This is a genomic window from Nocardioides sp. NPDC057772, assembly GCF_042798075.1.
GTDB lineage: Bacteria > Actinomycetota > Actinomycetes > Propionibacteriales > Nocardioidaceae > Nocardioides.
The window spans coordinates 1-21,655 of record NZ_JBHVKN010000077.1; the positions used below are offsets into that span (position 1 = coordinate 1).

Annotated in this window: 20 protein-coding genes and 1 pseudogene; 3 read left to right on the forward strand and 18 right to left on the reverse strand. The window is 68.8% G+C overall.

Features of this window, described 5'->3' with window-relative positions; genetic code table 11:
- Both ACFVJS_RS14570 and ACFVJS_RS14575 read right to left on the reverse strand, forming a co-directional pair.
- Positions 1-1,805, reverse strand: a 1,805-nt coding sequence (locus ACFVJS_RS14570; protein WP_378881252.1) for a methylmalonyl-CoA mutase family protein, incomplete at its 3' end; no start/stop codon positions are given.
- A gap of 82 nt (positions 1,806-1,887) precedes the next feature.
- Complete coding sequence (locus ACFVJS_RS14575) at positions 1,888-2,196, reverse strand: STAS domain-containing protein (protein ID WP_378881254.1); 309 nt, start codon at positions 2,194-2,196, stop codon at positions 1,888-1,890.
- Positions 2,197-2,378: 182 nt separating this feature from the next.
- Between ACFVJS_RS14575 and ACFVJS_RS14580 the strand changes: the two genes are divergently transcribed.
- The gene (locus ACFVJS_RS14580) at positions 2,379-2,951 is read left to right on the forward strand and encodes a cob(I)yrinic acid a,c-diamide adenosyltransferase (protein WP_378881256.1); all 573 of its coding nucleotides are present in this window, start codon (positions 2,379-2,381) and stop codon (positions 2,949-2,951) included.
- Positions 2,952-2,957: 6 nt separating this feature from the next.
- Here the strand turns inward: ACFVJS_RS14580 and ACFVJS_RS14585 are convergent, their stop codons facing one another.
- Positions 2,958-3,938 carry a helix-turn-helix domain-containing protein gene (locus tag ACFVJS_RS14585; protein ID WP_378881259.1) on the reverse strand — a complete coding sequence of 327 codons (981 nt, stop codon included), beginning with the start codon at positions 3,936-3,938 and terminating at the stop codon, positions 2,958-2,960.
- Positions 3,939-4,314: 376 nt separating this feature from the next.
- Here ACFVJS_RS14585 and ACFVJS_RS14590 point away from each other — a divergent pair, with 376 nt between their 5' ends.
- Positions 4,315-7,482: an SNF2-related protein gene (locus ACFVJS_RS14590; protein ID WP_378881262.1), complete on the forward strand. Its 3,168-nt coding sequence runs from the start codon at positions 4,315-4,317 to the stop codon at positions 7,480-7,482.
- A gap of 92 nt (positions 7,483-7,574) precedes the next feature.
- Here ACFVJS_RS14590 and ACFVJS_RS14595 read toward each other — a convergent pair whose 3' ends face one another.
- The 15 genes from ACFVJS_RS14595 to prmC all read right to left on the reverse strand — a co-directional run bounded on the left by ACFVJS_RS14595 (position 7,575) and on the right by prmC (position 20,346).
- Positions 7,575-8,735 carry an MFS transporter gene (locus ACFVJS_RS14595; protein ID WP_378881265.1) on the reverse strand — a complete coding sequence of 387 codons (1,161 nt, stop codon included), beginning with the start codon at positions 8,733-8,735 and terminating at the stop codon, positions 7,575-7,577.
- A 55-nt stretch (positions 8,736-8,790) separates the two neighbouring features.
- Positions 8,791-9,402 carry a DUF1707 and DUF4870 domain-containing protein gene (locus ACFVJS_RS14600; protein ID WP_378881268.1) on the reverse strand — a complete coding sequence of 204 codons (612 nt, stop codon included), beginning with the start codon at positions 9,400-9,402 and terminating at the stop codon, positions 8,791-8,793.
- 104 nt (positions 9,403-9,506) lie between these two features.
- Positions 9,507-9,953, reverse strand: coding sequence for a DUF2550 domain-containing protein (locus ACFVJS_RS14605; RefSeq protein ID WP_378881270.1), 447 nt, complete (start codon positions 9,951-9,953; stop codon positions 9,507-9,509).
- Positions 9,954-9,973: 20 nt separating this feature from the next.
- Positions 9,974-10,366: a F0F1 ATP synthase subunit epsilon gene (locus ACFVJS_RS14610; protein WP_165109840.1), complete on the reverse strand. Its 393-nt coding sequence runs from the start codon at positions 10,364-10,366 to the stop codon at positions 9,974-9,976.
- Entirely contained in the window at positions 10,366-11,802 is a 1,437-nt protein-coding gene (atpD, locus tag ACFVJS_RS14615; protein ID WP_378881273.1) for a F0F1 ATP synthase subunit beta, read from the reverse strand. The genes ACFVJS_RS14610 and atpD overlap by 1 nt, the downstream gene beginning before the upstream one ends.
- Positions 11,803-11,828: 26 nt before the next feature.
- Positions 11,829-12,755, reverse strand: coding sequence for a F0F1 ATP synthase subunit gamma (locus ACFVJS_RS14620; RefSeq protein WP_378881274.1), 927 nt, complete (start codon positions 12,753-12,755; stop codon positions 11,829-11,831).
- A gap of 2 nt (positions 12,756-12,757) precedes the next feature.
- The gene (gene atpA, locus ACFVJS_RS14625; protein WP_378881277.1) at positions 12,758-14,398 is read right to left on the reverse strand and encodes a F0F1 ATP synthase subunit alpha; all 1,641 of its coding nucleotides are present in this window, start codon (positions 14,396-14,398) and stop codon (positions 12,758-12,760) included.
- Between the two features lie 79 nt (positions 14,399-14,477).
- A complete protein-coding gene (locus tag ACFVJS_RS14630; RefSeq protein ID WP_378881278.1) occupies positions 14,478-15,290 on the reverse strand; it encodes a F0F1 ATP synthase subunit delta in 813 nt (270 codons plus the stop codon).
- Positions 15,290-15,826, reverse strand: a complete 537-nt coding sequence (locus tag ACFVJS_RS14635; protein WP_008362140.1) for a F0F1 ATP synthase subunit B — start codon at positions 15,824-15,826, stop codon at positions 15,290-15,292. The genes ACFVJS_RS14630 and ACFVJS_RS14635 overlap by 1 nt, the downstream gene beginning before the upstream one ends.
- 26 nt (positions 15,827-15,852) lie before the next feature.
- Positions 15,853-16,056: an ATP synthase F0 subunit C gene (locus tag ACFVJS_RS14640; RefSeq protein WP_008362139.1), complete on the reverse strand. Its 204-nt coding sequence runs from the start codon at positions 16,054-16,056 to the stop codon at positions 15,853-15,855.
- 81 nt (positions 16,057-16,137) lie between these two features.
- Entirely contained in the window at positions 16,138-16,944 is an 807-nt protein-coding gene (gene atpB / locus ACFVJS_RS14645; protein WP_378881282.1) for a F0F1 ATP synthase subunit A, read from the reverse strand.
- 113 nt (positions 16,945-17,057) lie between these two features.
- Positions 17,058-17,426: a hypothetical protein gene (locus ACFVJS_RS14650; protein WP_378881285.1), complete on the reverse strand. Its 369-nt coding sequence runs from the start codon at positions 17,424-17,426 to the stop codon at positions 17,058-17,060.
- Positions 17,427-17,588: 162 nt separating this feature from the next.
- Positions 17,589-18,764 (reverse strand): glycosyltransferase family 4 protein, encoded by a 1,176-nt coding sequence (locus ACFVJS_RS14655; protein WP_378881287.1) that lies wholly within the window; start codon positions 18,762-18,764, stop codon positions 17,589-17,591.
- Positions 18,764-19,492 carry an L-threonylcarbamoyladenylate synthase gene (locus ACFVJS_RS14660; RefSeq protein WP_378881290.1) on the reverse strand — a complete coding sequence of 243 codons (729 nt, stop codon included), beginning with the start codon at positions 19,490-19,492 and terminating at the stop codon, positions 18,764-18,766. The genes ACFVJS_RS14655 and ACFVJS_RS14660 overlap by 1 nt, the downstream gene beginning before the upstream one ends.
- Positions 19,489-20,346, reverse strand: coding sequence for a peptide chain release factor N(5)-glutamine methyltransferase (prmC, locus tag ACFVJS_RS14665; protein WP_378881293.1), 858 nt, complete (start codon positions 20,344-20,346; stop codon positions 19,489-19,491). Before prmC ends, ACFVJS_RS14660 begins: the two co-directional genes overlap by 4 nt.
- A gap of 176 nt (positions 20,347-20,522) precedes the next feature.
- Here prmC and ACFVJS_RS14670 point away from each other — a divergent pair.
- Positions 20,523-21,655, forward strand: a pseudogene (locus ACFVJS_RS14670) (hypothetical protein); the annotation flags it as partial.

The following is a 21,655-nucleotide window of genomic DNA, read 5'->3' on the forward strand; positions in this document are numbered from 1 at the left end:
AGGATCGACAGCCCGACCACGTGTACGTCCTCGGCGACCGCCGCGGAGACGATCTGCTCCGGGGTGAGCCGGATGCCCTGATAGATGACCTCGAAGCCGGCGTCGCGGGCACGCACCGCGACCTGCTCGGCGCCGTTGGAGTGACCGTCCAGACCCGGCTTGCCGACGAGCATGCGCAGCTTGACGCCGAGCTCCTCGCCGGTGGCCTTCACTCTCTCCCGGACCGCGGCGAGCTCGGCGCCGGCCTCCGCGGCACCGACGGCGCCGGAGACACCGGTGGGTGCCCGGAACTCGCCGAACACCTCCCGCAGGGTGCCGGCCCACTCCCCCGTGGTCGCCCCCGCCCGGGCGGCGGCCAGGGTGGCTTCCATCAGGTTGGCGTCGGTCTTCGCAGCGGCGGCCAGGGCCGCCAGCGCCTCGGCGACGGCGGCGTCGTCACGCTCCGCCTTCCATGCCTCGAGCGAGGCCTTGGCGGCCTCCTCGGCGCGCGGGTCGGCGACCATGATCGCGGCATCCAGATCCGCGGTCAGCGGCGAGGGCTCGGTCGTGGTGAACTTGTTGACGCCGACGATGATCTCGTCGCCGGCCTCGATCGCGGCGCGGCGGCGCGCGTGCGAGGAGACCAGCTCGGACTTCATGTAGCCGCTGTCGACCGCGGCGATCGCGCCGCCCATGGCCTGGACCCGGTCGATCTCCTCCTTGGCGCCCGCGACGAGCTCGGCCACCTTGGCCTCGACGACCGGCGAGCCGTCGAAGAGGTCGTCGTACTCGAGCAGGTCGGACTCGTAGGCCAGCACCTGCTGCAGACGCAGCGACCACTGCTGGTCCCACGGACGGGGCAGGCCGAGCGCCTCGTTCCAGGCCGGCAGCTGCACGGCCCGCGCACGCGCGTTCTTGGACAGCGTCACCGCGAGCATCTCCAGCACGATGCGCTGGACGTTGTTCTCCGGCTGCGCCTCGGTGAGGCCGAGGGAGTTGACCTGCACGCCGTAACGGAACCGGCGCATCTTCGGGTCCTCGACGCCGTAGCGCTCGCGGGTGATCTCATCCCACAGCTCGACGAAGGCGCGCATCTTGCACATCTCCTCGACGAACCGCACGCCCGCGTTGACGAAGAACGAGATCCGGCCGACGACCTTGCCGAAGTCCTCCTCGGAGACCTGCCCGGACGCCTTGACCGCGTCGAGCACCGAGATCGCGGTGCACATCGAGTAGGCGATCTCCTGCACCGGCGTCGCCCCGGCCTCCTGCAGGTGGTAGCTGCAGATGTTGATCGGGTTCCACTTCGGGATCTGGTGGACCGTGTAGGCGATCATGTCGCTGATCAGCCGCAAGGAGTGCTCCGGCGGGAAGACGTACGTCCCCCGGGAGAGGTACTCCTTGATGATGTCGTTCTGGGTGGTGCCGGCCAGTTTGGCGGCCACCTCGGCCGGGTCCATGCCGGGGTTCTGCTCCTCGGCGGTGACCTGATACATCGCGAGCAGCCACATGGCGGTCGCGTTGATCGTCATCGAGGTGTTCATCTCGGTGAGGGGGATCTGGTCGAAGAGCTTGCGCATCTCCCCCATGTGCATGATCGGCACGCCCACCTTGCCGACCTCGCCGCGGGCGAGGGCGCTGTCGGGGTCGTAGCCGGTCTGCGTGGGCAGGTCGAAGGCGACCGAGAGACCGGTCTGGCCCTTGGCGAGGTTGGTCCGGTAGAGCTCGTTGGACGCCTCGGCGGTCGAGTGGCCGGCGTACGTCCGCATCAGCCAGGAGCGATCCTTCGCCGGGCGGCTCTGCTCGGAAGGCGTGGTGTCCGTCATAAGAGGCATGCTAGCCCCTCGGTTACCGATCAGTAACCGGCTCCGGTGTGGAAGATGTCACTCGCCGACCACTCTTTACCGACTACGCGATGAGCGGGGAGTTCTCCACCTCGAGGACACGATAGAGCCTGGAGAGGTGGAGCATGCGGCGCACCGCGGGAGTGCAGCCGTGCAGGGTGAGGTGACGACCCTCGGAGTGCGCCTGCCGGGTCGCGACGGCGAGGAGCTTCAACGCCGTGACATCAGCACTGGCGACGCCGGAGACATCGAGCACGACGTCCCCCTCCACCGAGTCGAGGTGGTCGTAGATCACGCTGCGTGCCATCCAGGTGCTTCGTACGTCGAAATCCCCGCTCAGCACCAGCGTCGGTCCGTCGATCACGATCTCCATGCTTGCCTCCATCCCCAGAAATGGGTTGCCCTCACATAGAAGAAAGACGCTCCCTCTCGCCCACTATGACGCGCGGCCACTCAGATTGGTTGCACCTCAATCGCCTCATTCGTCACTTTTGTCACAATTTTCTGTCATTTGACCATACGCCGAGAAGTGGACCGCCCGCATAGGCTCAGCGCATGGTCAACCTGACGCGCATCTACACCCGCACCGGCGACGCCGGTGAGACCCGGCTCGGCGACATGAGCCTGACCGCCAAGACCGACCTGCGGCTGGAGGCCTATGCGACCACCGACGAGGCCGGCGCCGCGATCGGTGTCGCACTGGCCCACGGCGGCATCGACGAGGATGTCGTCAAGGTCCTGACGACGATCCAGAACGACCTCTTCGACGTCGGCGCCGACCTGTCCACGCCAGTGGTGCCCGATCCGGAGTATCCGCCGCTGCGTGTCGAGCAGGCCTACATCGACCGGCTCGAGGCCTGGTGCGACGCCTACAACGAGCCCCTGGAGAAGCTCCGCTCGTTCATCCTCTCCGGCGGCACCGTCGCCGCCGCCCATCTGCACGTGGCCCGCACCGTCGCTCGTCGTGCGGAGCGGGCGGCCTGGGCGGCGTACGCGGTCCACGGGGAGAGCATGAACAAGCTCGCCCTGACCTACCTCAACCGTCTCAGCGACCTGCTCTTCATCCTCGCCCGGCACGCCAACCGCGAGCAGGGCGACGTCCTGTGGGTGCCGGGCGGCGAGCGCTAGACCGGATCACAGCCAGCCGCGGCGACCCGCCTCGTAGCCCAGCTGGAGGCGGGTGCCGACCTGCGCGCGGTCCATCATCTGGCGCACCCGCCGCTGGACCGTACGCAGCGACAGCCCGAGCTGCGCCCCGATGGAGGCGTCGGTCAGGCCCGCCAGCAACAGCGAGAGCACCTTGGTGTCCAGCGGCTCGAGCCGGTCGGCCGCCATCTCCACGGTGCCCTCGGGCGTCGCGACGAGCTTCGGCGCCGAGGTCCAGATCAGGTCGAAGAGGGCGAGGATCGCGTCGAGGAGGCCGCTGGGATGGAGCAGCAGCGCGTCCTGGACCGTATTGTGCTCACTGTTCATCAAGGGGATCAGGGCGATCTCCCGGTCGACGATGAAGGCGCGCAGCGGCACGGTCGGCACGACCCGCAGCTCGATCCCGATCTCGAGCGCGGAGTCGATGGTCTCGTAGATGCCGGGAGTGTCGAAGACGGAGCGCTCGAGCACGATGTCGTGCCGGACGCCGCGCTCGATCGCCGCCCGCTCGGCCTCGTCGGCGTCCTCCCGCGTGACGACCGCGGCCTGCGGCTTCTGCAGCGCCTGGATGCACTTCTTCGCCGAGTACTGCAGCTGAGCGAACCGCTGGGCGATCGCCTCGGTGCCGTGCACGACGTCGACGACGTCGGCCACGTCACGGCGCGCGACCGAGCCGCGATAGAGACCAGCGAGCTCGGTCATCTCGACCTGGGCACGTCGCAGCTCGTCCTGACGCTGGACCAACAGCGCCCCGAGTGCCACCGCCGGCGGCGACGCGACGTAGCGGTCCTGACCCGCCGAGGCCCTCGCGACCAGACCTTTCCCCTCCAGCGCCGACAGGACCGCCGAGACCGCGAAGGTGTCCAGCTCGGCCGCCTCAGCCAGCTCTTCGAGGTTCGCAGACGGCGCGCCGACCAGCTGGCGGTAGACCGTCTCCTCGAGATTGTCGAGACCGAGCGCATCGAGCATCCGAGAACCCTTTCGTGGCGGGGAAGGAACGACGGACATCATGGCAGATATACGACACGTCATATTCCCGCCATGGTGGTTCGACTTGCATTCACAGCCGACTTGGCCGAAAGTATTCATCGCCACCTCGGTCCGGATCCCCCCGCTCGGATCGAGGTGGCTTTCCTTTTACGCGACGATCAAGTGGCGAAGGGTTCGGATTCGGTTGCCTCGGCACTCTCCGCGGGCGCGCGGCTATGCAGGCCGATGAATGCACCGGCACCCTCGGGTGGCGCGCCGCTGGTCTAGACCACCACGACCACAGCGAACGAGACGCTGCTCACCACGAGCGTCCACGAAGTCGCAGAACCGCCCTCATCCTGGAAGACTAGGTCGGGTGTCCTCGCTCGAAGCTCTCACGAATGACCTGCTCCGCGAGACCTTCGACCCGCAGACCATGGAGCGCGGAAAGGCCTATGCGGCCGAGGGCCGGGTCGGCGAGCCCCAGGTCAGCGAGGTCGGCGGCACGCTGCGTGCCACGGCGGAGGTCAGGGGCAGCAGTCCTGCGCCCTACCGTGCGACGCTCAGCCTGGAGTCCCGCAACGGCATCGACCGAGTGACGAGCTCGTGCACCTGCCCCGTACGCAACAGCTGCAAGCACGGCGCCGCCCTCGGCCTCGTCCTCACCGGGTCCCGGACGTCGGTGACGTCCCAGGCCTCGGTGTGGGAGACGGAGCTGCGTACGCTGCTGGGCCAGCTCGCCGAGGACAACAAGCCCGAGGACGACCTGCCGGCGCTGGCGCTGGAGATCGACGTACACAGCCCGCGGTCGGCGGTGGCGAGCGCCCCGACGGTCGAGCTCCGGCCGATGCGCATGGGCAATCGTGAGCGCTGGGCGAAGACGGGAGCCGACTGGGCCAACATCCCCGGCGCGCTGCCCGGCAAGGACTTCCCGCGCAGCCAGCTGCTCCCGCTGCAGGAGCTGGCCCGGCAGCTGCGACCCGACCGGCTGCTCTACGCCCGCGGCTCCTCGCTCAGCCTCGCCGACTTCGGCGAGCACGCGATCAGCCTCCTCCGCGACGCGATCCGTGGCGGCGTGACCGTGCTGCCCGGGGAGAACGTACGCGGCGTGGTGATCTTCGACGAGCCGCTCTCGCTCGCCGGCGAGCTGCGCCGCGAGGACGGCGAGGCCGTCCTTCGCTTCGGCCTGGCGCACGGCGACCGCGTCTACGCCGGCCCGACGGTGCTCCCGATCGGTCGCCCGACCCGCTCGGTGGGCGTGCTCGACACCGGGGTGCTCCACCTCGGCGAGCTGTCCGGACCGCTGTCGACGCACGCACAGCGGCTGGTGACGGCCCGGGAGCCCCTCGTCGTCCCGGAGCCCGAGATCGGCACGCTGAGCGCCCTGCTGGGCCCGTTGGCCCGCCTGGTCCCGCTGCGCTCGACCGACGACTCCCTCGACATCCCCGAGCCGCCCGCACCCCGTCTGACCCTGACGGTCACCTGGCGCAGCTCGACGCACGCCACACTCGGCTGGACGTGGGCCTACGGCGTACGCCACTACCCGGTCGACTCCCGCGAGGATCTCGGCCTGGTCCGCGACCCGGCCCAGGAGGCTTCTCTGCGCGAGCAGGTCTCTGCCGAACTGCTCCGCAAGCAGGAGGTACGCGACGGCGACGCGCTCGCGCTCGCCATCCACGACCTCCCCGCGCTCCGCGAGGTCGAGGGCGTCGAGGTCACCGAGGTGGAGCGCCCCGACTTCCGCGAGACCGACGAGGACCCCGAGATCTCCTTCGAGGTCACCTCTCCCGAGGGCGCCACCGTGGCCGGGCAGGACTGGCTCGACCTGCAGGTCGTGATCCGGATCGGCGGCGAGGCGGTTCCGCTGCCCGACGTGCTGGCGGCGCTGACCCGCGGCGACGACCACCTGATCCTCCCCAGCGGCACCTACATCACCACCGACCGGCCCGAGCTCGACCGGCTCCGCAACGTTGTCGAGGCCGCTGGCCAGCTCCACGAGCGCACCGGCGACGGACTCGCGGTCGGCAAGCATGACCTCGGCGTGTGGGCCGAGCTCGCCGAGCTGGGCGTGGTCGACCAGCAGGCGGCCGAGTGGGTCCAGCGCGCCCAGGCGCTGCGCGACCTGCGCGAGATCCCGCGGCCCGAGCCCACCGGGCTGTCGACCGAGCTGCGTCACTACCAGCGCGACGGCTTCCACTGGCTGGCGTTCCTGCACGACCAGGGACTCGGCGGGATCCTCGCCGACGACATGGGTCTCGGCAAGACGCTCCAGGTCCTGGCCACGATCTCCCACGCCGTGCATGCGCAGCCCGGCCCGCGCGCGCCCTACCTCGTCGTGGCACCCACCTCCGTCGTACCCGCCTGGGTCCAGGAGGCCCGCCGCCACACCCCCGACCTCCGGGTGAGCACGGTGAGCAAACGCGTCGACTCCGTGGCCGAGGCCCGCGAGGACGCCGACGTCGTGGTCACCACCTACGCGATCCTCCGGCTCGAGCAGGATGCCTTCGCCGGCCGCCCCTGGTCCGGCCTCGTCCTCGACGAGGCCCAGCAGGTGAAGAACCATCAGTCCAAGACGTACGCAGCCGCCCGCCGCATCGACGCCCGCTGGCGTCTCGCGGTGACCGGCACGCCGTTCGAGAACCGGCTGATGGAGCTGTGGGCGCTGCTCTCGATCACGGCGCCGGGCCTCTACCCCAGCCCGCGGATGTTCCGCGATACCGTGGTCTCCCCGGTGGAGAAGTCGGGCGACGACAGCGCGCTGCGCCGCTTCCGGACGCGGTTGCGCCCGTTCCTGCTCCGGCGTACGAAGGAACTCGTCGCCGACGACCTGCCGCCCAAGCAGGAGCAGGTGCTCGGGGTGGACCTCAACCCGGCCCACCGCAAGATCTACGACGCCCACCTGGCCAAGGAGCGGCAGCGGATCCTGCACCTGCTCGACGACTTCAACGACAACCGGGTCGCGATCCTCAGCGCGCTGACCAGGCTGCGCCAGCTCTCCCTCGACCCCGGCCTGGTCGACCCCGAGGACGACCACGTCGGCTCCGCGAAGCTCGACACCCTCGTCGACCACATCGAGGAGCTCGCGGCCGAGGGCCACAAGGCGCTGGTCTTCAGCCAGTTCACCTCGTTCCTCGGCCGGGCCCGCACCCGGCTCGCCGAGGCCGGCATCGACGCCGCCTATCTCGACGGCGCCACCCGCGACCGCGGTGCGGTGATCGAGAGCTTCCGCGACGGCGACGCCCCCGTCTTCCTGATCTCGTTGAAGGCCGGCGGCGTCGGCCTGACCCTGACCGAGGCCGACTACGTCTTCGTGCTCGACCCGTGGTGGAACCCCGCCGCCGAGGCCCAGGCCGTCGACCGCGCCCACCGCATCGGCCAGACCCAGCACGTCATGGTCTACCGGCTCGTCTCCACGGACACGATCGAGGAGAAGGTCATGGAGCTCAAGGAGCGCAAGGCCGAGCTCTTCGCGAAGGTCGTCGACGGCGAGGGTGCCATGGGCTCCACCATCGGCGCCGACGACATCCGCGCGCTCTTCGACTGAGCTCTCGCTCGGCGCCGTCGCTCCCGTGTAACACGTCGTTCGTAGGACCTCTCGCCCGTCCAGAACGACCGGATGGTCCTACGAACAGCGTGTTACACCGCCCGCCGCCGCGCCACCGTCGCCGCCAGGGCCGCCGCAGGCAGCATCAGGACGGCGACGACCAGGAGCGCGCGCAGGGTGCCGATCTGGTCTCCCACGGCACCCAGGATCGGCGGGAAGCCGAGGAAGGCTCCGTAGGCCAGCGTGGACACGACCGAGACACGAGCAGCCGCCCGGGTCTCGTCGTCGGCGGCGATGCTGATCCCCAGCGGGAAGCCGAGGGCGGCGCCGAAGCCCCACAGCACGATGCCCACGAGCGCGAGCCCGAAGGAGCCGGCGAGCACAGTGAGCACGATCCCGGCACCTGCCAGGGCCGCCGAGGTGATCAGGACCGGCTGCCGGCCGACGCGGTCGATGACCTTCGCGCCGGCGAACCGGGCCAGGCTCATGCAGAAGACGAAGGCCGCGTAGCACGCCACTCCGACCCGGTGGCTCACGTCGTAGCCGTCGATCATCGCCAGCGAGACCCAGTCGTTGGCGCTCCCCTCGGCGGCGGCGAAGGCGAGCACCATCAGGCCCAGCAGCAGGGTGTGGGGCGAGCGCCAGGCGGCGAGCAGCTCGCGCCGCGGTGAGTGCCCCTCCGCGGGAGCCTCGGCGGGCAGGAACCCGGCAGTCCCCCACCAGCAGATCGCCAGCGCGACGGCCGCGACCCCGGCGATGTGCCACACCGTCGGCAGCGTGCCGACCAGGGCGATGCCCAGCAGCCCGCCCAGCACGGTCCCGACACTCCACATCGCGTGCAGCTGGGGCATCAGCGTCTTCCCGCCGAGCCGCTCGACCGCGGCACCCTCGACGTTCATGGCGACGTCCCAGACGCCGTAGCCGATGCCGTACGCCACCAGGAACAGCGCCATCAGCCAGGCCTGTCCGAGCCAGCTGCCGGAGATCGCGACGAGGGTCAGTGCGGCGACGCAGAGCACCGCGCAGCGACGTACGACCCGGGCGGCGCCCCAGCGCATCACCAGTCCCCCGGCGAGCGGCAGGGCGGCGACCGACCCGATCCCCATCGCCAGCAGCATCAGGCCGACGGCAGAGTTGTTCAGGCCGAGGCTCTCGCGCAGCGCGGGGATGCGGGAGATGAAGGTCGCGGACAGCAGCCCGTTCGTGGCGAACGCCACCACCGATCCGGCTCGGGCACGGCGAAGAGGCGTCACGAGTAAAGGCTAGTGGCCTCCTCGCCGCGCCCCTGGCCGTGACCAGGGGTGGGACTCAGTCGCGCTTCTTCTCGTAGGGACCACCGCGGCCGAAGATCGGCAGCACCCACGGCTGGCGCAGCGGGGCACCGGCGAGGGCGATGACGGCGAAGGCGGTCGCCAGGACCCAGGCGATCCCGTAGAGCGCGCCACCGATCCCGAAGGTCACGATCGTGACCGCGAGCAGGGTGAGCTGCAGGTTGAGGGCGCCGGCGGCGTGGTGCTTCACGAACTCGGAGCGCTTGCCGACGGTGTAGTAGAGGATCGCGGGACCGACGACGATCGGCACCCAGGTCGTGGCCTGGGCGAGCGCGGCCAGAAGCCTCTCCTCGGTGGTCGGCGGCGGCAGCAGGTCGCGGGCGGGCTTGGCCGGCGCCGGGGCCGGCGTGGGCTGCGCGACCAGGTCGCGCGTGATCGGCTCCAGGGCGGCGTACGTCTTCGCCTTCATGGTCAGGTCGAAACGAACGTCGAACTCGGCCTGGTCGAGCCGGCCGTCGGCATAGGAGGCCTTGAGCAAGTCGATCACGCGCTCGCGGTCGGCGTCGGTGCAGCGGAGCTCATCGCCAGCAGGCGAAGCGGGCGGGGTGGGCGGGGTGGGCGGGGTGGGAATGGGAGCGGTTGAGGACATACCTCAACGATCCGTCGCAGACGCCCTCCGGACAATCAGGGAAGCCCCCGAAAGCAAACCGACCGACCCCGGTGTTGCGCCGGGGACGGTCGGGATGAGAACGCTCAGAAGACGGTCCAGTTGGACCGGATCGGGCGGGACTCGAGCCACGCCTGGAAGCCGATCAGCGTCTGCTGGTCCATGGCCAGGTCGATGTGGTCGCCGTTGACCTCGCAGGTCACGATGAGGCTCTCAGGGTAGAGGACGAGCTCCTCGATCCCCTCGGGAGAGCGGCTGGAGATGTAAGACATCTCGGTGCGGCGCCAGACCCGTTTGGGTCTCGGCGAGAGCGAGAAGATCCGGAACCACTCCAGCTGTGCGTCACCGGAGTAGCGGCCGATGCCGATGACCCAACCGCGCCCGGGACTGGTGTCCCGGACGCGGTGGCTCAGTTCGAAGACTCCGCCGTTGCGGGCGAGCAGGCGGCGGCGGACGGCGATCCCGATGCCATAGGCGAGGACAAGCAGAAGCAACGCGGCCACAACGACCAAGAGCAGCTCCCACCATGCCATCCGGGTATCGCCCCTCTTTCCTAGGAGGCCTTCTCGACGGCGCGGATGCGCGCCTCGGCACGACGGATGCGCTTCTCGGCGTCGTTGTTGGTGCCGAGCAGGCGACGGGCCTCCTCGAGCTCGACCTCAGCCTGGCTCAGGTCGATCTCGTGGGCCAGCAGCACGTGCTCGGACAGGATCGAGACGCGGTCGTTGGCCACCGAGAGGAAGCCACCGTCGACGGTCGCGATGACCTCGGTGCCCTCCTCCGGAGTGATCTCCACGACCGCCTCGGTGAGCGCCGACAGCACCGGCGCGTGACCGCGCAGGATGCCGACGTCACCGTCGACCGTTCGGGCGATGACCATGGTGGCCCCGCCGCTCCAGACCACTCGGTCTGCAGCGACGAGCTCCACCTGAAGTGCGTCCGTCATCAGAGGCTCTTCTGGATCTCGGCCCACTTCGCCTCGACGTCGTCGAGGCCACCGCACATGAAGAACGCCTGCTCGGCGACGTGGTCGTACTCACCGTCGGCGATCTTGTTGAACGCCTCGATGGTGTCCTTGACCGGAACCGTCGAGCCCTCGATGCCGGTGAACTGCTTGGCAACGTAGGTGTTCTGCGAGAGGAACCGCTGGATCCGGCGAGCGCGGGAGACGATGATCTTGTCTTCCTCGGAGAGCTCGTCGACACCCAGGATCGCGATGATGTCCTGGAGCTCCTTGTTGCGCTGCAGGATCTGCTTCACGCGGACGGCGCAGTCGTAGTGGTCCTGACCAATGTACTGCGGGTCGAGGATTCGCGACGTCGAGGTCAGCGGGTCCACCGCCGGGTAGATACCCAGCGACGCGATCTCACGGGAGAGCTCGGTGGTGGCGTCGAGGTGGGCGAAGGTGGTCGCCGGAGCCGGGTCGGTGTAGTCGTCGGCCGGCACGTAGATCGCCTGCATCGAGGTGATCGAGTGACCACGCGTCGAGGTGATCCGCTCCTGGAGCAGACCCATCTCGTCGGCGAGGTTGGGCTGGTAACCCACCGCGGACGGCATCCGGCCCAGCAGGGTCGAGACCTCGGAGCCCGCCTGGGTGAAGCGGAAGATGTTGTCGATGAACAGCAGCACGTCCTGGCCCTGGACGTCACGGAAGTACTCCGCCATCGTCAGCGCCGAGAGGGCCACGCGAAGACGCGTGCCCGGCGGCTCGTCCATCTGGCCGAAGGTCAGGGCGACCTTGTCATAGACGCCGGCCTCCTGCATCTCGTGGATGAGGTCGTTGCCCTCACGGGTGCGCTCGCCGACACCGGCGAACACGGAGACACCACCGTGGTTCTTGGCGACTCGGGCGATCATCTCCTGGATGAGCACGGTCTTGCCGACGCCCGCACCACCGAAGAGGCCGATCTTTCCACCGGTCACGTAGGGGGTGAGGAGGTCGATGACCTTGATGCCCGTCTCGAACATCTGGGTCTTGGACTCGAGCTGGTCGAAGGCCGGAGCCTTGCGGTGGATGCCCCAGCGCTCCTTGACCTCGACCGTGGACGGGTCGACGTCGAGGATGTCGCCGGTCGCGTTGAACACGTGACCGAGGGTGACGTCACCCACGGGCACGGTGATCGGCGCGCCGGTGTCGGTCACGGTGGCACCGCGGACGACGCCGTCGGTCGGCTTCAGCGAGATCGCGCGGACCATGCCGTCACCGATGTGCTGGGCAACCTCGAGCGGAAGGGTGGAGGTCTCACCGTTGACGGTGACCTCGACCTCGAGCTTGTTGTAGATCTCCGGCATGGCGTCGACGGGGAACTCCACGTCGACGACCGGGCCGATCACGCGGGCGATGCGGCCCGTCGTGGTCTTCTCGTCAACCTGTGCGGTCATTTTCTAGTCAGTCTTTCTGTGGGTTCTCAGTCGTTCGCAGCCTGGGCGTCGGCCAGCGCGTTCACGCCACCGACGATCTCGCTGATCTCCTGGGTGATGCCGGCCTGGCGAGCCTGGTTGGCAACCCGGGTGAACTTCTTGATGAGCTCGTCGGCGTTGTCGGTAGCCGACTTCATCGCCTTCTGACGCTGGGCCAGCTCGGAGGCGGCGGCCTGCAGCAGCGCGAACCAGATCCGGCTCACGACGTACTGCGGAAGCAGCGAGTCGAGCACGGCCTCGGCCGACGGCTCGAACTCGTAGAGCGGCAGGACGTCGCCCTCGGCCGGAGCCTCGGTGCCCTCCACGACCTCCAGAGGCAGGAGACGTACGGCGGTGGGCTTCTGCGTCATCATGGTGATGAACCGCGTGTAGACCACGTGGACCTCGTCGACGCCGGGAGCGGCGGCCTTCTCGGCCTCGGTGCCCTCGACGAAGACCTCGATCAGCTTCTCGCCGATCTCCTTGGCCGCGTCGTAGTCCGGTCGGTCCGAGAAGCCGGTCCAGGCCTGCGCCACGGAGCGGCCGCGGAACTTGTAGAAGGCCTCGGCCTTACGTCCGGTGACGTAGAGGTCGACCTCCTTGCCCTCGGCCTTGAGCTTCTCGACCAGGCCCTCGGCCTCCTTGAGCACGCTCGAGGAGTAGGAGCCGGCCAGACCACGGTCGCTGGTGACCACCAGCACGGCGGCGCGGGTGGGCGTCTCCGGCTCGGTGGTCAGCGGGTGGTCGACGTTGGAGTAGGTCGCCACCGCGGAGACGGCGCGGGTGAGCTCACGGGCGTACGGCGCGGCCGCATTGGCCCGCTGCTGCGCCTTGATGATCCGGGACGCAGCGATGAGCTCCATGGCGCGCGTGATCTTCTTCATCGACTCCGTCGACTTGATCCGCGCGCGGAGTTCACGCACTGACACGGCCATGGTCAGCCCCGCTTCTGCTTGACGATCTGCTCCTGCTCGACGTCCTCGTCAGCCAGGGCCTCTTCCTTGGCGGAACCCGGCTTGACCGAGGTGCCCTCCGAGGTCTCGAACTGGTTGAGGAAGCTGTCGTACGCACCGCTGAGCGCGGACTCGGTGGAGTCCTCGAACTTCAGCGACTCCCGGATCGCGGCGAGGGTGCCCTCGTGCGAGCGGCGCAGGTAGTCGAGGAACTCCTGCTCGAACTTGAGCACGTCCTCGGTCGGGACGATGTCCAGGCGACCGGTGGTGCCCAGCCAGAGCGAGACGGTCATCTCGTCGATCGGGTAGGGCGAGTAGGCCGGCTGCTTGAGCAGCGCCATCAGGCGCTGACCGCGGGCCAGCTGCTGCTTCGAGGCCGCGTCCAGGTCAGAGGCGAACATCGCGAAGGCCTCCATCGCGCGGTACTGCGCGAGATCGACCTTGAGCGAACCGGTGACGGCCTTGAGCGCCTTGGTCATCGCCGCACCACCGACGCGGGAGACCGAGACACCGACGTCGATCGCCGGACGCTGGTTGGCAGCGAACAGGTCGGACTGCAGGAAGATCTGACCGTCGGTGATGGAGATGACGTTGGTCGGGATGAACGCCGAGACGTCGTTGGCCTTCGTCTCGATGATCGGCAGACCCGTCATCGAGCCGGCACCCATGTCGTCGGAGAGCTTCGCGCAGCGCTCCAGCAGGCGGGAGTGCAGGTAGAAGACGTCACCCGGGTAGGCCTCGCGGCCCGGCGGGCGGCGCAGCAGCAGCGACACGGCGCGGTAGGCCTCGGCCTGCTTGGTCAGGTCGTCGAAGACGATCAGGACGTGCTTGCCCTCGTACATCCAGTGCTGGCCGATGGCCGAGCCGGTGTAGGGGGCGAGGTACTTGAAGCCGGCGGAGTCGGACGCGGGAGCGGCCACGATGGTGGTGTACTCCAGCGCGCCGGCCTCCTCGAGGGCGCCACGCACGGAGGCGATGGTCGAGCCCTTCTGGCCGATCGCGACGTAGATGCAGCGGACCTGCTTGTCGGGGTCGCCCGAGTCCCAGTTCTGCTTCTGGTTGATGATCGTGTCGATGGCGACCGTGGTCTTACCGGTCGCGCGGTCACCGATGATCAGCTGACGCTGGCCACGGCCGATCGGGGTCATCGCGTCGATCGCCTTGATGCCGGTCGCGAGCGGCTCGTGAACCGACTTGCGCTGCATCACGCCCGGCGCCTGGAGCTCCAGGGCGCGGCGGCCGACCGTCTCGATGTCGCCGAGGCCGTCGATCGCGTTGCCGAGCGGGTCCACGACGCGGCCGAGGTAGCCGTCGCCGACGGGGACCGAGAGAACCTCGCCCGTACGCCGGACCGACTGACCCTCCTCGATCTTGTCGAAGTCGCCCAGGATGACGACACCGATCTCGCGGGTCTCGAGGTTCAGGGCGAGACCGAGGGTCCCGTCCTCGAACTCGAGGAGCTCGTTCGCCATGGCCGAGGGCAGGCCCGAGACCTGGGCGATGCCGTCAGCGGTCCGCGCAACAGTGCCGACCTCCTCGGTCTTCGCCGCCTCGGGCTTGTAGTCCGCGACGTACTTTGCCAGCGCGTCCCTGATCTCGTCGGGACGGATGGTGAGCTCCGTCATCTCTGCCTTCTCTCTCGTTCTTACGTCGAAGTCTGTGTCACACAGGGGTCATACGGCCAGTTGAGGCCGTGATGCCGGATCAGCCGGCGAGTGCTCGCTGCGCCCCGTCGAGGCGGCTGGAGATGGTGCCGTCGATGACGTCGTCACCGATCGAGACCTTGATGCCGCCGACGATGGCCGGGTCGACCACGATGTTCAGGTGGACCTCGCGGCCGTACTTCTTCGCGAGGGCAGCGGCCAGGCGGGTGGTGTCCGCCTCCGAGAGCGGAGCGGCCACGCGAACGACTGCGGTGCCTTCGCCCGCGACCGCTGCGGCGACCTTCTGGTATTCACCCAGCGCGACCGTGGCGGTGCGGTAGGTGCCCGCCAGGGCCTGCTTGGTCAGGGCGACGGTCGCGGCCAGCGCCTTGCCGCCGAGAAGGTCGTCGACCAGCGTGACCTTGTCCTCGGTCGTGCGAGCCGGGTCGGAGAGCGCGTCGCGAAGGGCGGGCGTGTCCTGCACGGCCTGCTGGACCGCGAACAGCTCGTCCGCGAGGCGCTTGGCCTCGTTGCCGGCGCTGCGGACCGCGGAGATCTCGCTCAGTCGCTCGACCGCGTCGCTCAGGTCACCGGCGTGCGTCCAGCGGTGCTTGACCGCCGACTCGACCACGCTGAGGGCCGTCGCGTCGACCTTCCCGCCGAATAGCTCACCGACGAGACCGGTCTTGGCCTCTGCCGGTACCGATGCGTCGGTGACGAAGCGGCGCAGAGCTGCTTCGGCGCGGAAGGTCTGGGAGACCTCGAAGAGGGAGTCGGCCGCCTTCGCCGCCGCCTCAGGAGAGGCGGAGACAGCGGTCTTCAGCTCCTCGGTCAGGGCGGCAACTGCGTCGGCCGACGCTCCACGGAAGTCCATCAGTGAACCCCTGCCTCGAGGTCAGCGAGGAACCGCTCGACCACACGGCTGGAACGCTCGTCGTCGTCGAGGGACTCCCCGACGATGCGACCGGCAAGACCGGTGGCCAGCGAGCCGACCTCGGTCTTCAGCGATGCAGCAGCCGCCTGGCGCTCGGCCTCGATCTGCGCCTTGCCTGCGGTGATGATGCGCTCGGCCTCGGCCTGTGCCTCAGCACGCAGCTCGGCCTTGATCGCGGCGCCCTCCTCGCGGGCCTGCTCGCGGATGCGGGCAGCCTCGTGACGAGCATCGGCCAGCTGGGCCTCCAGCTGGGCGAGCTTGGCGTCGGCCTCGGCCTGCTTGGCGTTGGCGTTCTCGATGCCGCCTTCGATCGCCGCGGTTCGATCGGCGTACGCCTTCTCGAAGTTCGGAACGATGAACTTCGCGACTCCCACGAAGAGGATGGCGATGACGATGACACCGAGGATGATCTCCGGGACGTGCGGGACCAACGGGTTGATCTCGGTCTCCGCAGCGGTTACCTGGGTAAGGATCATGTCGGAACCTTCAGTAGTTCCCTACGTCAGAGGACGAAGGCGAGAGCCAGGGAGATGATGAAGAACTGCTCACAAAGCGCGAAGCCGAGGATCGCGATCGCCTGCAGGCGGCTCTGGGCCTCCGGCTGACGGGCGACGCCGGCGACGTACGCGGCGAAGATCAGACCGACACCGACACCCGGGCCGATAGCGGAGAGGCCGAGGCCGATCATGTCTGCGGAGCCGTCCATTGTGGACTTCCTTTCGGTTGTGACGCGCCTTGCGTCAGTTGTTGTACATCGTTGGGTTTGGCTGGTCGAACGAGCTGTGTATCAGTGCTCGTCCGCGATGGCCCCGGCGATGTACATCGCCGAGAGCAGGGTGAAGACATAGGCCTGCAGGAACATGATCAGCATGTCCAGGAAGGACACCAGGATGCCGAGCAGGAAGGAGAAGAGACCGGCGCTGACGCCCTGCCACGTCGGAGCGTAGTGGAGGATCAGCCAGGCGCCGCCGATCGAGAACAGCGCCACCAGCAGGTGACCGGCGAACATGGTCGCGAAGAGACGGATCGCCAGCGTGAACGGTCGCACGATGATGTTGGAGAGGAACTCCAGCGGCACCATCATGATGAGGATCGGGCCGCTCACACCGCTGGGCACCGTCTGGTGCTTGAGGTAGCCGCCGAAACCGTGCTTCGCGATGCCGACGATGTTGTAGATCAGCCAGGTGATGGCAGCAAGCGCGGCGGTGTAGCCGATGTGCGACATCGTCGGGAACTGGACCAGCGGGATGATCCCGTAGAAGTTGTTGACCAGGATGAAGGTGAAGACCGTGAACAGGTACGGCACGAACCTCATGTAGTCGTGGGAGCCGATGATGTCGCGCGCGATGGAGTTGCGGACCATCCCGTAGACGTACTCACCGGCGAACTGCAGCCGGCCCGGAACGACCGCGGCCTTGCGAGAGGCCGCGTAGAAGAAGCCGAGGACGATCACGACGGACAGCACGACCAGGAGCATGACCTTGGTCGGAGCCCACTCGCCGGATCCGATGATCGGCGGAAGGAAGAAGTCCGCGGGCCCCGGGATATGAGGCCCCGACTCCGACGCCATGACGGTGGCGGCAAGCGACTTCACGCTGTCTCCTGTTTGTTCGAACGTACGATTCTGGGTGGCGAGCTTCAAAGGCTCGGGCATCATCCCGGCGGCCGCCCCCGACGGCCCGGACGATATCAGGCACTACTGGCGAGTCATGAGTCTGCCCCGGGCAAGTCGAAGAGCGGGATCCGCTCGCGTCGCACCAGGACCGCAAACGTGGTCGTCCATGCGACCGTGAGCGCCATGACCGAGAAGGCTGCCGGACGTACGACAGCGTCTCCCCCGGTCTGCGAGACCACCAGCAGGACAACGAAGAGAACCATGCCTGACAGCGTGAAGACACCGACGGCGGCGGGCATCGACAGGGCGGGCGACTTCGCCGCGACCCAGAACATCACCCAAGAACCGATCGCCAGCACGACCACGGTGGCGATCGATCCGATCGCGGCACCGGTCAGACCAGTGGTCCCGGCAAGAAGGAAGGCCACCCCGATCGCCGCGAGCACAGCAACTGCGGACACTGCGGCAGAACCTCGCAGCACCTTGGACTTGCTGGTTGCGGTCGTCATCGTCGGCGGCCGTTCTCTCTGGGGGCATTTCACGTGTTCAGGAGCGTATCCCGAACGCTCGTGAAAACTATCACAAGCGTCTTTGGGCTCCCTAATTGATCGATCAAGGCACCGCTATCGGGGCTGTTCCTCCAGCGGCGTGAGCTCCTCGGGGACCTCGAGGAGCTTGTCGGTGCGCTCGCCGCGGATCTTGGGAAGGACGAAGGTGAGCAGCACGATGAGGGCGGTGGCGATGACGAGGCCGGTGATGACGACGGGACCGCGGTAGAGGGTCACGAAGACGGAGCCGAAGGACATCAGACCGGCCCACAGCCACATGATCAGCACGGCGCGGCGCTGGGAGTGGCCGATCTCCAGGAGGCGATGGTGGAGGTGCTTCTTGTCCGCGGCGAACGGGGAACGGCCGGCGCGGGTGCGGCGTACGACGGCCAGGACCAGGTCGACGAGTGGCACCACCAGGATCGTCAGGGGCAGCAACAACGGAAGGAAGGTCACCAGGAGCGCGGTGGAGGCGTCGAAGGCGTTCACGTTCAGTCCGCCGGCACTGTAGGAGCCGGACAGGGTGACCGCGCTGGCGGCGAGGATGAGGCCGATCAGCATCGAGCCGCTGTCGCCCATGAAGAGCCGGGCGGGGTGCCAGTTGTGGATCAGGAAGCCGACGCACGCTCCGGCGAGCGCGACGGTCAGGAGAGCCGCTGTCGAGGCGCGGCCGATGTCGTTGATCCGGGTGAACTGGTAGCAGAACAGGAACAGCGCCAGCGCACCGATGCCGACGACGCCCGCGGCGAGTCCGTCGAGACCGTCGATGAAGTTGACCGCGTTGACCACGGTGATCACGACGAGCCCGGTGAGCAGGGCACCCTGAGCGGGATCGATGGCGAACTGGGTGCCGTCGGGGAAGGTGATCAGGCTGTATTGCAGGTTGAAGCCCACCAGGATCGCGGTCGCCAGGACCTGACCGCCCAGCTTGGTGAGGGCGTCGAGCTCGAAGATGTCGTCGATGACGCCGACGATGCAGATCAGCGCGCCGGCCAGGATCACGACGCCGGTGTCCTGCAGCACGAAGTCCGGTGCGTCGGCCAGGAACGGCAGCTCGCGGGCGACCAGGTAGGCGGCGACCAGGCCACCCAGCATCGCCACGCCCCCCATGTAAGGGATCGGAACGGCATGTACGTCGCGGTCTCGGACCTTCGCGACAGCCCCTGTGCGCATCGCGAACTCGCGGGCGACCACAGTGAGCAGGTAGGTCACCACGGCGGCGACCAGGAAGAGGAGGACGTAGGCGCGCATCAGGCTTCTGTGTCGGCGTCCGTGTCGGGCACGTCGGTGTCGGCCACTGCCGGGTCCGGGTCGCCCGGGCGCCGGATGGCGACGTCGTGCTTCGCCAGCAGCTCGTTGATCCGGTCGATGCTGATCGCGCCCTCTCGCAGGACCTTCGGCTCGTCACCGGTGGCCGAGATGATCGTGGACGCCTCGCCGACGGGCGACTCGCCTCCGTCGATGATCGCCTTGACCATCTTGCCGAGCATCTCGTCGGCCTGGTCGGCGTTGGTGGCAGCGGGCATCGTGGTGCGGTTGGCCGAGCTGGTGGCCAGCGGACCGACCCGGTCGATGATCCGGCGCAGGATGTCGGAGTCGGGGATGCGTACGGCCACGGTCTGGCGGGTCTCGCCGAGGTCCCACTGCAGCGACGGCTGCTGGTGGAACACCACCGTCAACGCCCCCGGCCACAGCTCCTCGACGAGGGTGCGGGCCCAGTCGGGGACCCGCGTCGCGAGGGCGTCCAGCGTGGCGACGTTGGAGATCAGCACCGGCGGCGGCATCGACCTGCCACGGCCCTTGGCGGCCAGCAGGCCCGCCACGGCTCCCTTGTCGAACGCGTCGGCGGCGACGCCGTAGACCGTGTCGGTCGGCACGACCACGAGCTCACCGGCCTGCAGCGCGGCCGCGGCAGCGTCCACCGCCTTGGTCTGCTCGTCCTCGGTCGTGATCGGGTAGCGCTCAGTCACAGTGCTCATGTTGCCAGTTGTGCGGTCGTGAAGCGCGGACGGCCTGCCAGATCGAGGTGATCCCGTACGTCCTGCCATCGTCCGGTGGCCGCGAAGACGGCCGGTGCCCCGCCGTTGTCGGCGTTCGGACCCTGCTCGTCGGCGTGCTCGAAGCCGACCACTCCTCCGGGCTTGAGCAGCTCGGCGGCCCTCCGTTCCAGGACGCGGATCGCGTCGAGGCCGTCCTGCCCGGAGAACAGCGCGAGGTCGGGATCGTGGTCCCTCGCCTCGCGGGCGACCGACTCCCAGGCCTCCAGCGGGATGTAGGGCGGGTTGCAGACGAGCACGTCGACGCTGCCGTCCAGATCGGCGAACTCGTCGGCCATGTCGCCCTGCCGCAGGTCCACCCCGGTGCCGCTCAGGTTGCGTACGGCCCAGGGGTAGGCGTCCTCGGAGAGCTCGACCGCATGCACCTCGGCGCCCGGGACCTCCTCGGCGATGCTCTTCGCGATCGCGCCCGAGCCGGTGCAGAGGTCGACCACGACGGGCCGCTCGATCGCCGCGGCGTGATCGATCGCCCAGCCGGCGAGCAGCTCGGTCTCCGGCCGCGGCACGAAGACGCCGGGGCCGACGGCGAGCTCGACGTGGCGGAAGTACGCCACCCCCGTCAGGTGTTGCAGCGGCTCGCGTTCTGCGCGGCGGGCGAGCAGGTCCGCATAGGTCTTCTCGTCGTGCTCCGCCACGTCGTCGACGAGGAAGAGGCGGTTGCGGTCGGTGTCGAGGACGTGGGCCAGCAGGATGGCCGCGTCGGCGTCGGGACTGTCGACTCCGGCCTCTGCGAGCTGCTTTCGGGCACTTGCCAGAAGTGTGCGCGGGGCGGTCATGGGCAACTGCTCCTGAATGTGTTAGTCATGCTTTACCCGGCTGAGGGTAACGTTCGGGCGCCTCAACGGTTCTTCCGGTCATATCGGGGGACGCGGGAAATGGCCGCCACCCTCGTCGGGCGCTGTGCTGCCCCACCAACACACCCGAGATCTCCCCCGGAAGGAAACATCACCCCATGAAGTGGCTTTTGCTGCTTGCCCTCATTCTCGTCCTCGCTGTCCTGATCTGGTTCTTCTTCGGACGGCCGATCCGCAAGGACGCCAAGGCCGCCCACCGAACGGACGAGGACCACCCGGCCACCGAGACCACCAGCGCCCCCGTCGCTGCTGCCGCTGTCCCGTCCGAGGCGACCGTGACCGAGGCGACCGTGACCGAGGCGGACGCTGAGGCGGACGCTGAGCCGGCTGCCGAGGCTCCCGCCGCCGAGGCTCCCGCCGCCGAGACCCCTGAGGCCGACTCCCCCGCGGCCGCGGAGCCGGTCGAGGCTGCTGCCGAGCCCGAGCCCGAGCCCGAGCCCCAGCCCGCAGCTGAGGAGCCCGCCGTCGCCGAGACCGCCGTCGCCGAGGTGACCGAGGCCGACACCGCTGCCGTGGTCGCCGAGGCCGAGAGTGTCACCGCCGAGGCCGCAGCCGCCGACGCCGCCGAGCCCGAGCCCGAGCCCGAGCCCCAGCCCGCAGCTGAGGAGCCCGCCGTCGCCGAGACCGCCGTCGCCGAGGTGACCGAGGCCGACACCGCTGCCGTGGTCGCCGAGGCCGAGAGTGTCACCGCCGAGGCCGCAGCCGCCGACGCCGCCGAGCCCGCTCCCGTCGCCGAGCCGGTTGCGACTGAGCCGGTTGCCACCGAGCCCGCTGCGGAGAAGGCCGAGGAGCCCGTCGCTGAGGTGCCCGCCACGACCAGCAGCGCGCCCTACCCGGGCGCCGTGCTGCCTGCCGCCGACGGCAGCAGCTCGGATGCTGCGTACACGATCAAGGGCAGCAGCGGGAAGAAGTACCACACCACCGCGAGCCCCTACTACGGGCGTACGAAGGCGGCTGTCTACTTCGACACCGTCGAGTCGGCCGAGGCGGCCGGGTTCGTCGGTGCGAGCAGCGACTTCTACGACCGCGGCAAGAAGACCGCGGCCGCCGAGACCGAGCAGCCGCTGCCGCCGGCGAGCAGCTACGGCGCCGGTAGCGCCGACCCGCTCGAGGACGGCTCCAGCCCGCACCCGGCGTACGTCGTGAAGGGCAACATCCGCAAGGACGGCGCCAAGCGCTACCACACCTCGGCCAGCACCGCCTTCAAGCGGACCCAGGCCGAGGTCTGGTT

What these genes read in the sequence shown, in the direction of transcription:
- atpA (WP_378881277.1), bottom strand. Translation starts at nt 14,398, where the DNA reads ATGACGGAGCTCACCATCCGTCCCGACGAGATCAGGGACGCGCTGGCA.
- ACFVJS_RS14580 (WP_378881256.1), top strand. Translation starts at nt 2,379, where the DNA reads ATGGTCAACCTGACGCGCATCTACACCCGCACCGGCGACGCCGGTGAG.
- atpD (WP_378881273.1), bottom strand. Translation starts at nt 11,802, where the DNA reads ATGACCGCACAGGTTGACGAGAAGACCACGACGGGCCGCATCGCCCGC.
- ACFVJS_RS14655 (WP_378881287.1), bottom strand. Translation starts at nt 18,764, where the DNA reads ATGCGCGCCTACGTCCTCCTCTTCCTGGTCGCCGCCGTGGTGACCTAC.
- ACFVJS_RS14630 (WP_378881278.1), bottom strand. Translation starts at nt 15,290, where the DNA reads ATGGACTTCCGTGGAGCGTCGGCCGACGCAGTTGCCGCCCTGACCGAG.
- ACFVJS_RS14640 (WP_008362139.1), bottom strand. Translation starts at nt 16,056, where the DNA reads ATGGACGGCTCCGCAGACATGATCGGCCTCGGCCTCTCCGCTATCGGC.
- ACFVJS_RS14660 (WP_378881290.1), bottom strand. Translation starts at nt 19,492, where the DNA reads ATGAGCACTGTGACTGAGCGCTACCCGATCACGACCGAGGACGAGCAG.
- ACFVJS_RS14575 (WP_378881254.1), bottom strand. Translation starts at nt 2,196, where the DNA reads ATGGAGATCGTGATCGACGGACCGACGCTGGTGCTGAGCGGGGATTTC.
- ACFVJS_RS14620 (WP_378881274.1), bottom strand. Translation starts at nt 12,755, where the DNA reads ATGGCCGTGTCAGTGCGTGAACTCCGCGCGCGGATCAAGTCGACGGAG.
- ACFVJS_RS14610 (WP_165109840.1), bottom strand. Translation starts at nt 10,366, where the DNA reads ATGACGGACGCACTTCAGGTGGAGCTCGTCGCTGCAGACCGAGTGGTC.
- ACFVJS_RS14605 (WP_378881270.1), bottom strand. Translation starts at nt 9,953, where the DNA reads ATGGCATGGTGGGAGCTGCTCTTGGTCGTTGTGGCCGCGTTGCTTCTG.
- ACFVJS_RS14585 (WP_378881259.1), bottom strand. Translation starts at nt 3,938, where the DNA reads ATGCTCGATGCGCTCGGTCTCGACAATCTCGAGGAGACGGTCTACCGC.
- prmC (WP_378881293.1), bottom strand. Translation starts at nt 20,346, where the DNA reads ATGACCGCCCCGCGCACACTTCTGGCAAGTGCCCGAAAGCAGCTCGCA.
- ACFVJS_RS14635 (WP_008362140.1), bottom strand. Translation starts at nt 15,826, where the DNA reads ATGATCCTTACCCAGGTAACCGCTGCGGAGACCGAGATCAACCCGTTG.
- ACFVJS_RS14600 (WP_378881268.1), bottom strand. Translation starts at nt 9,402, where the DNA reads ATGTCCTCAACCGCTCCCATTCCCACCCCGCCCACCCCGCCCACCCCG.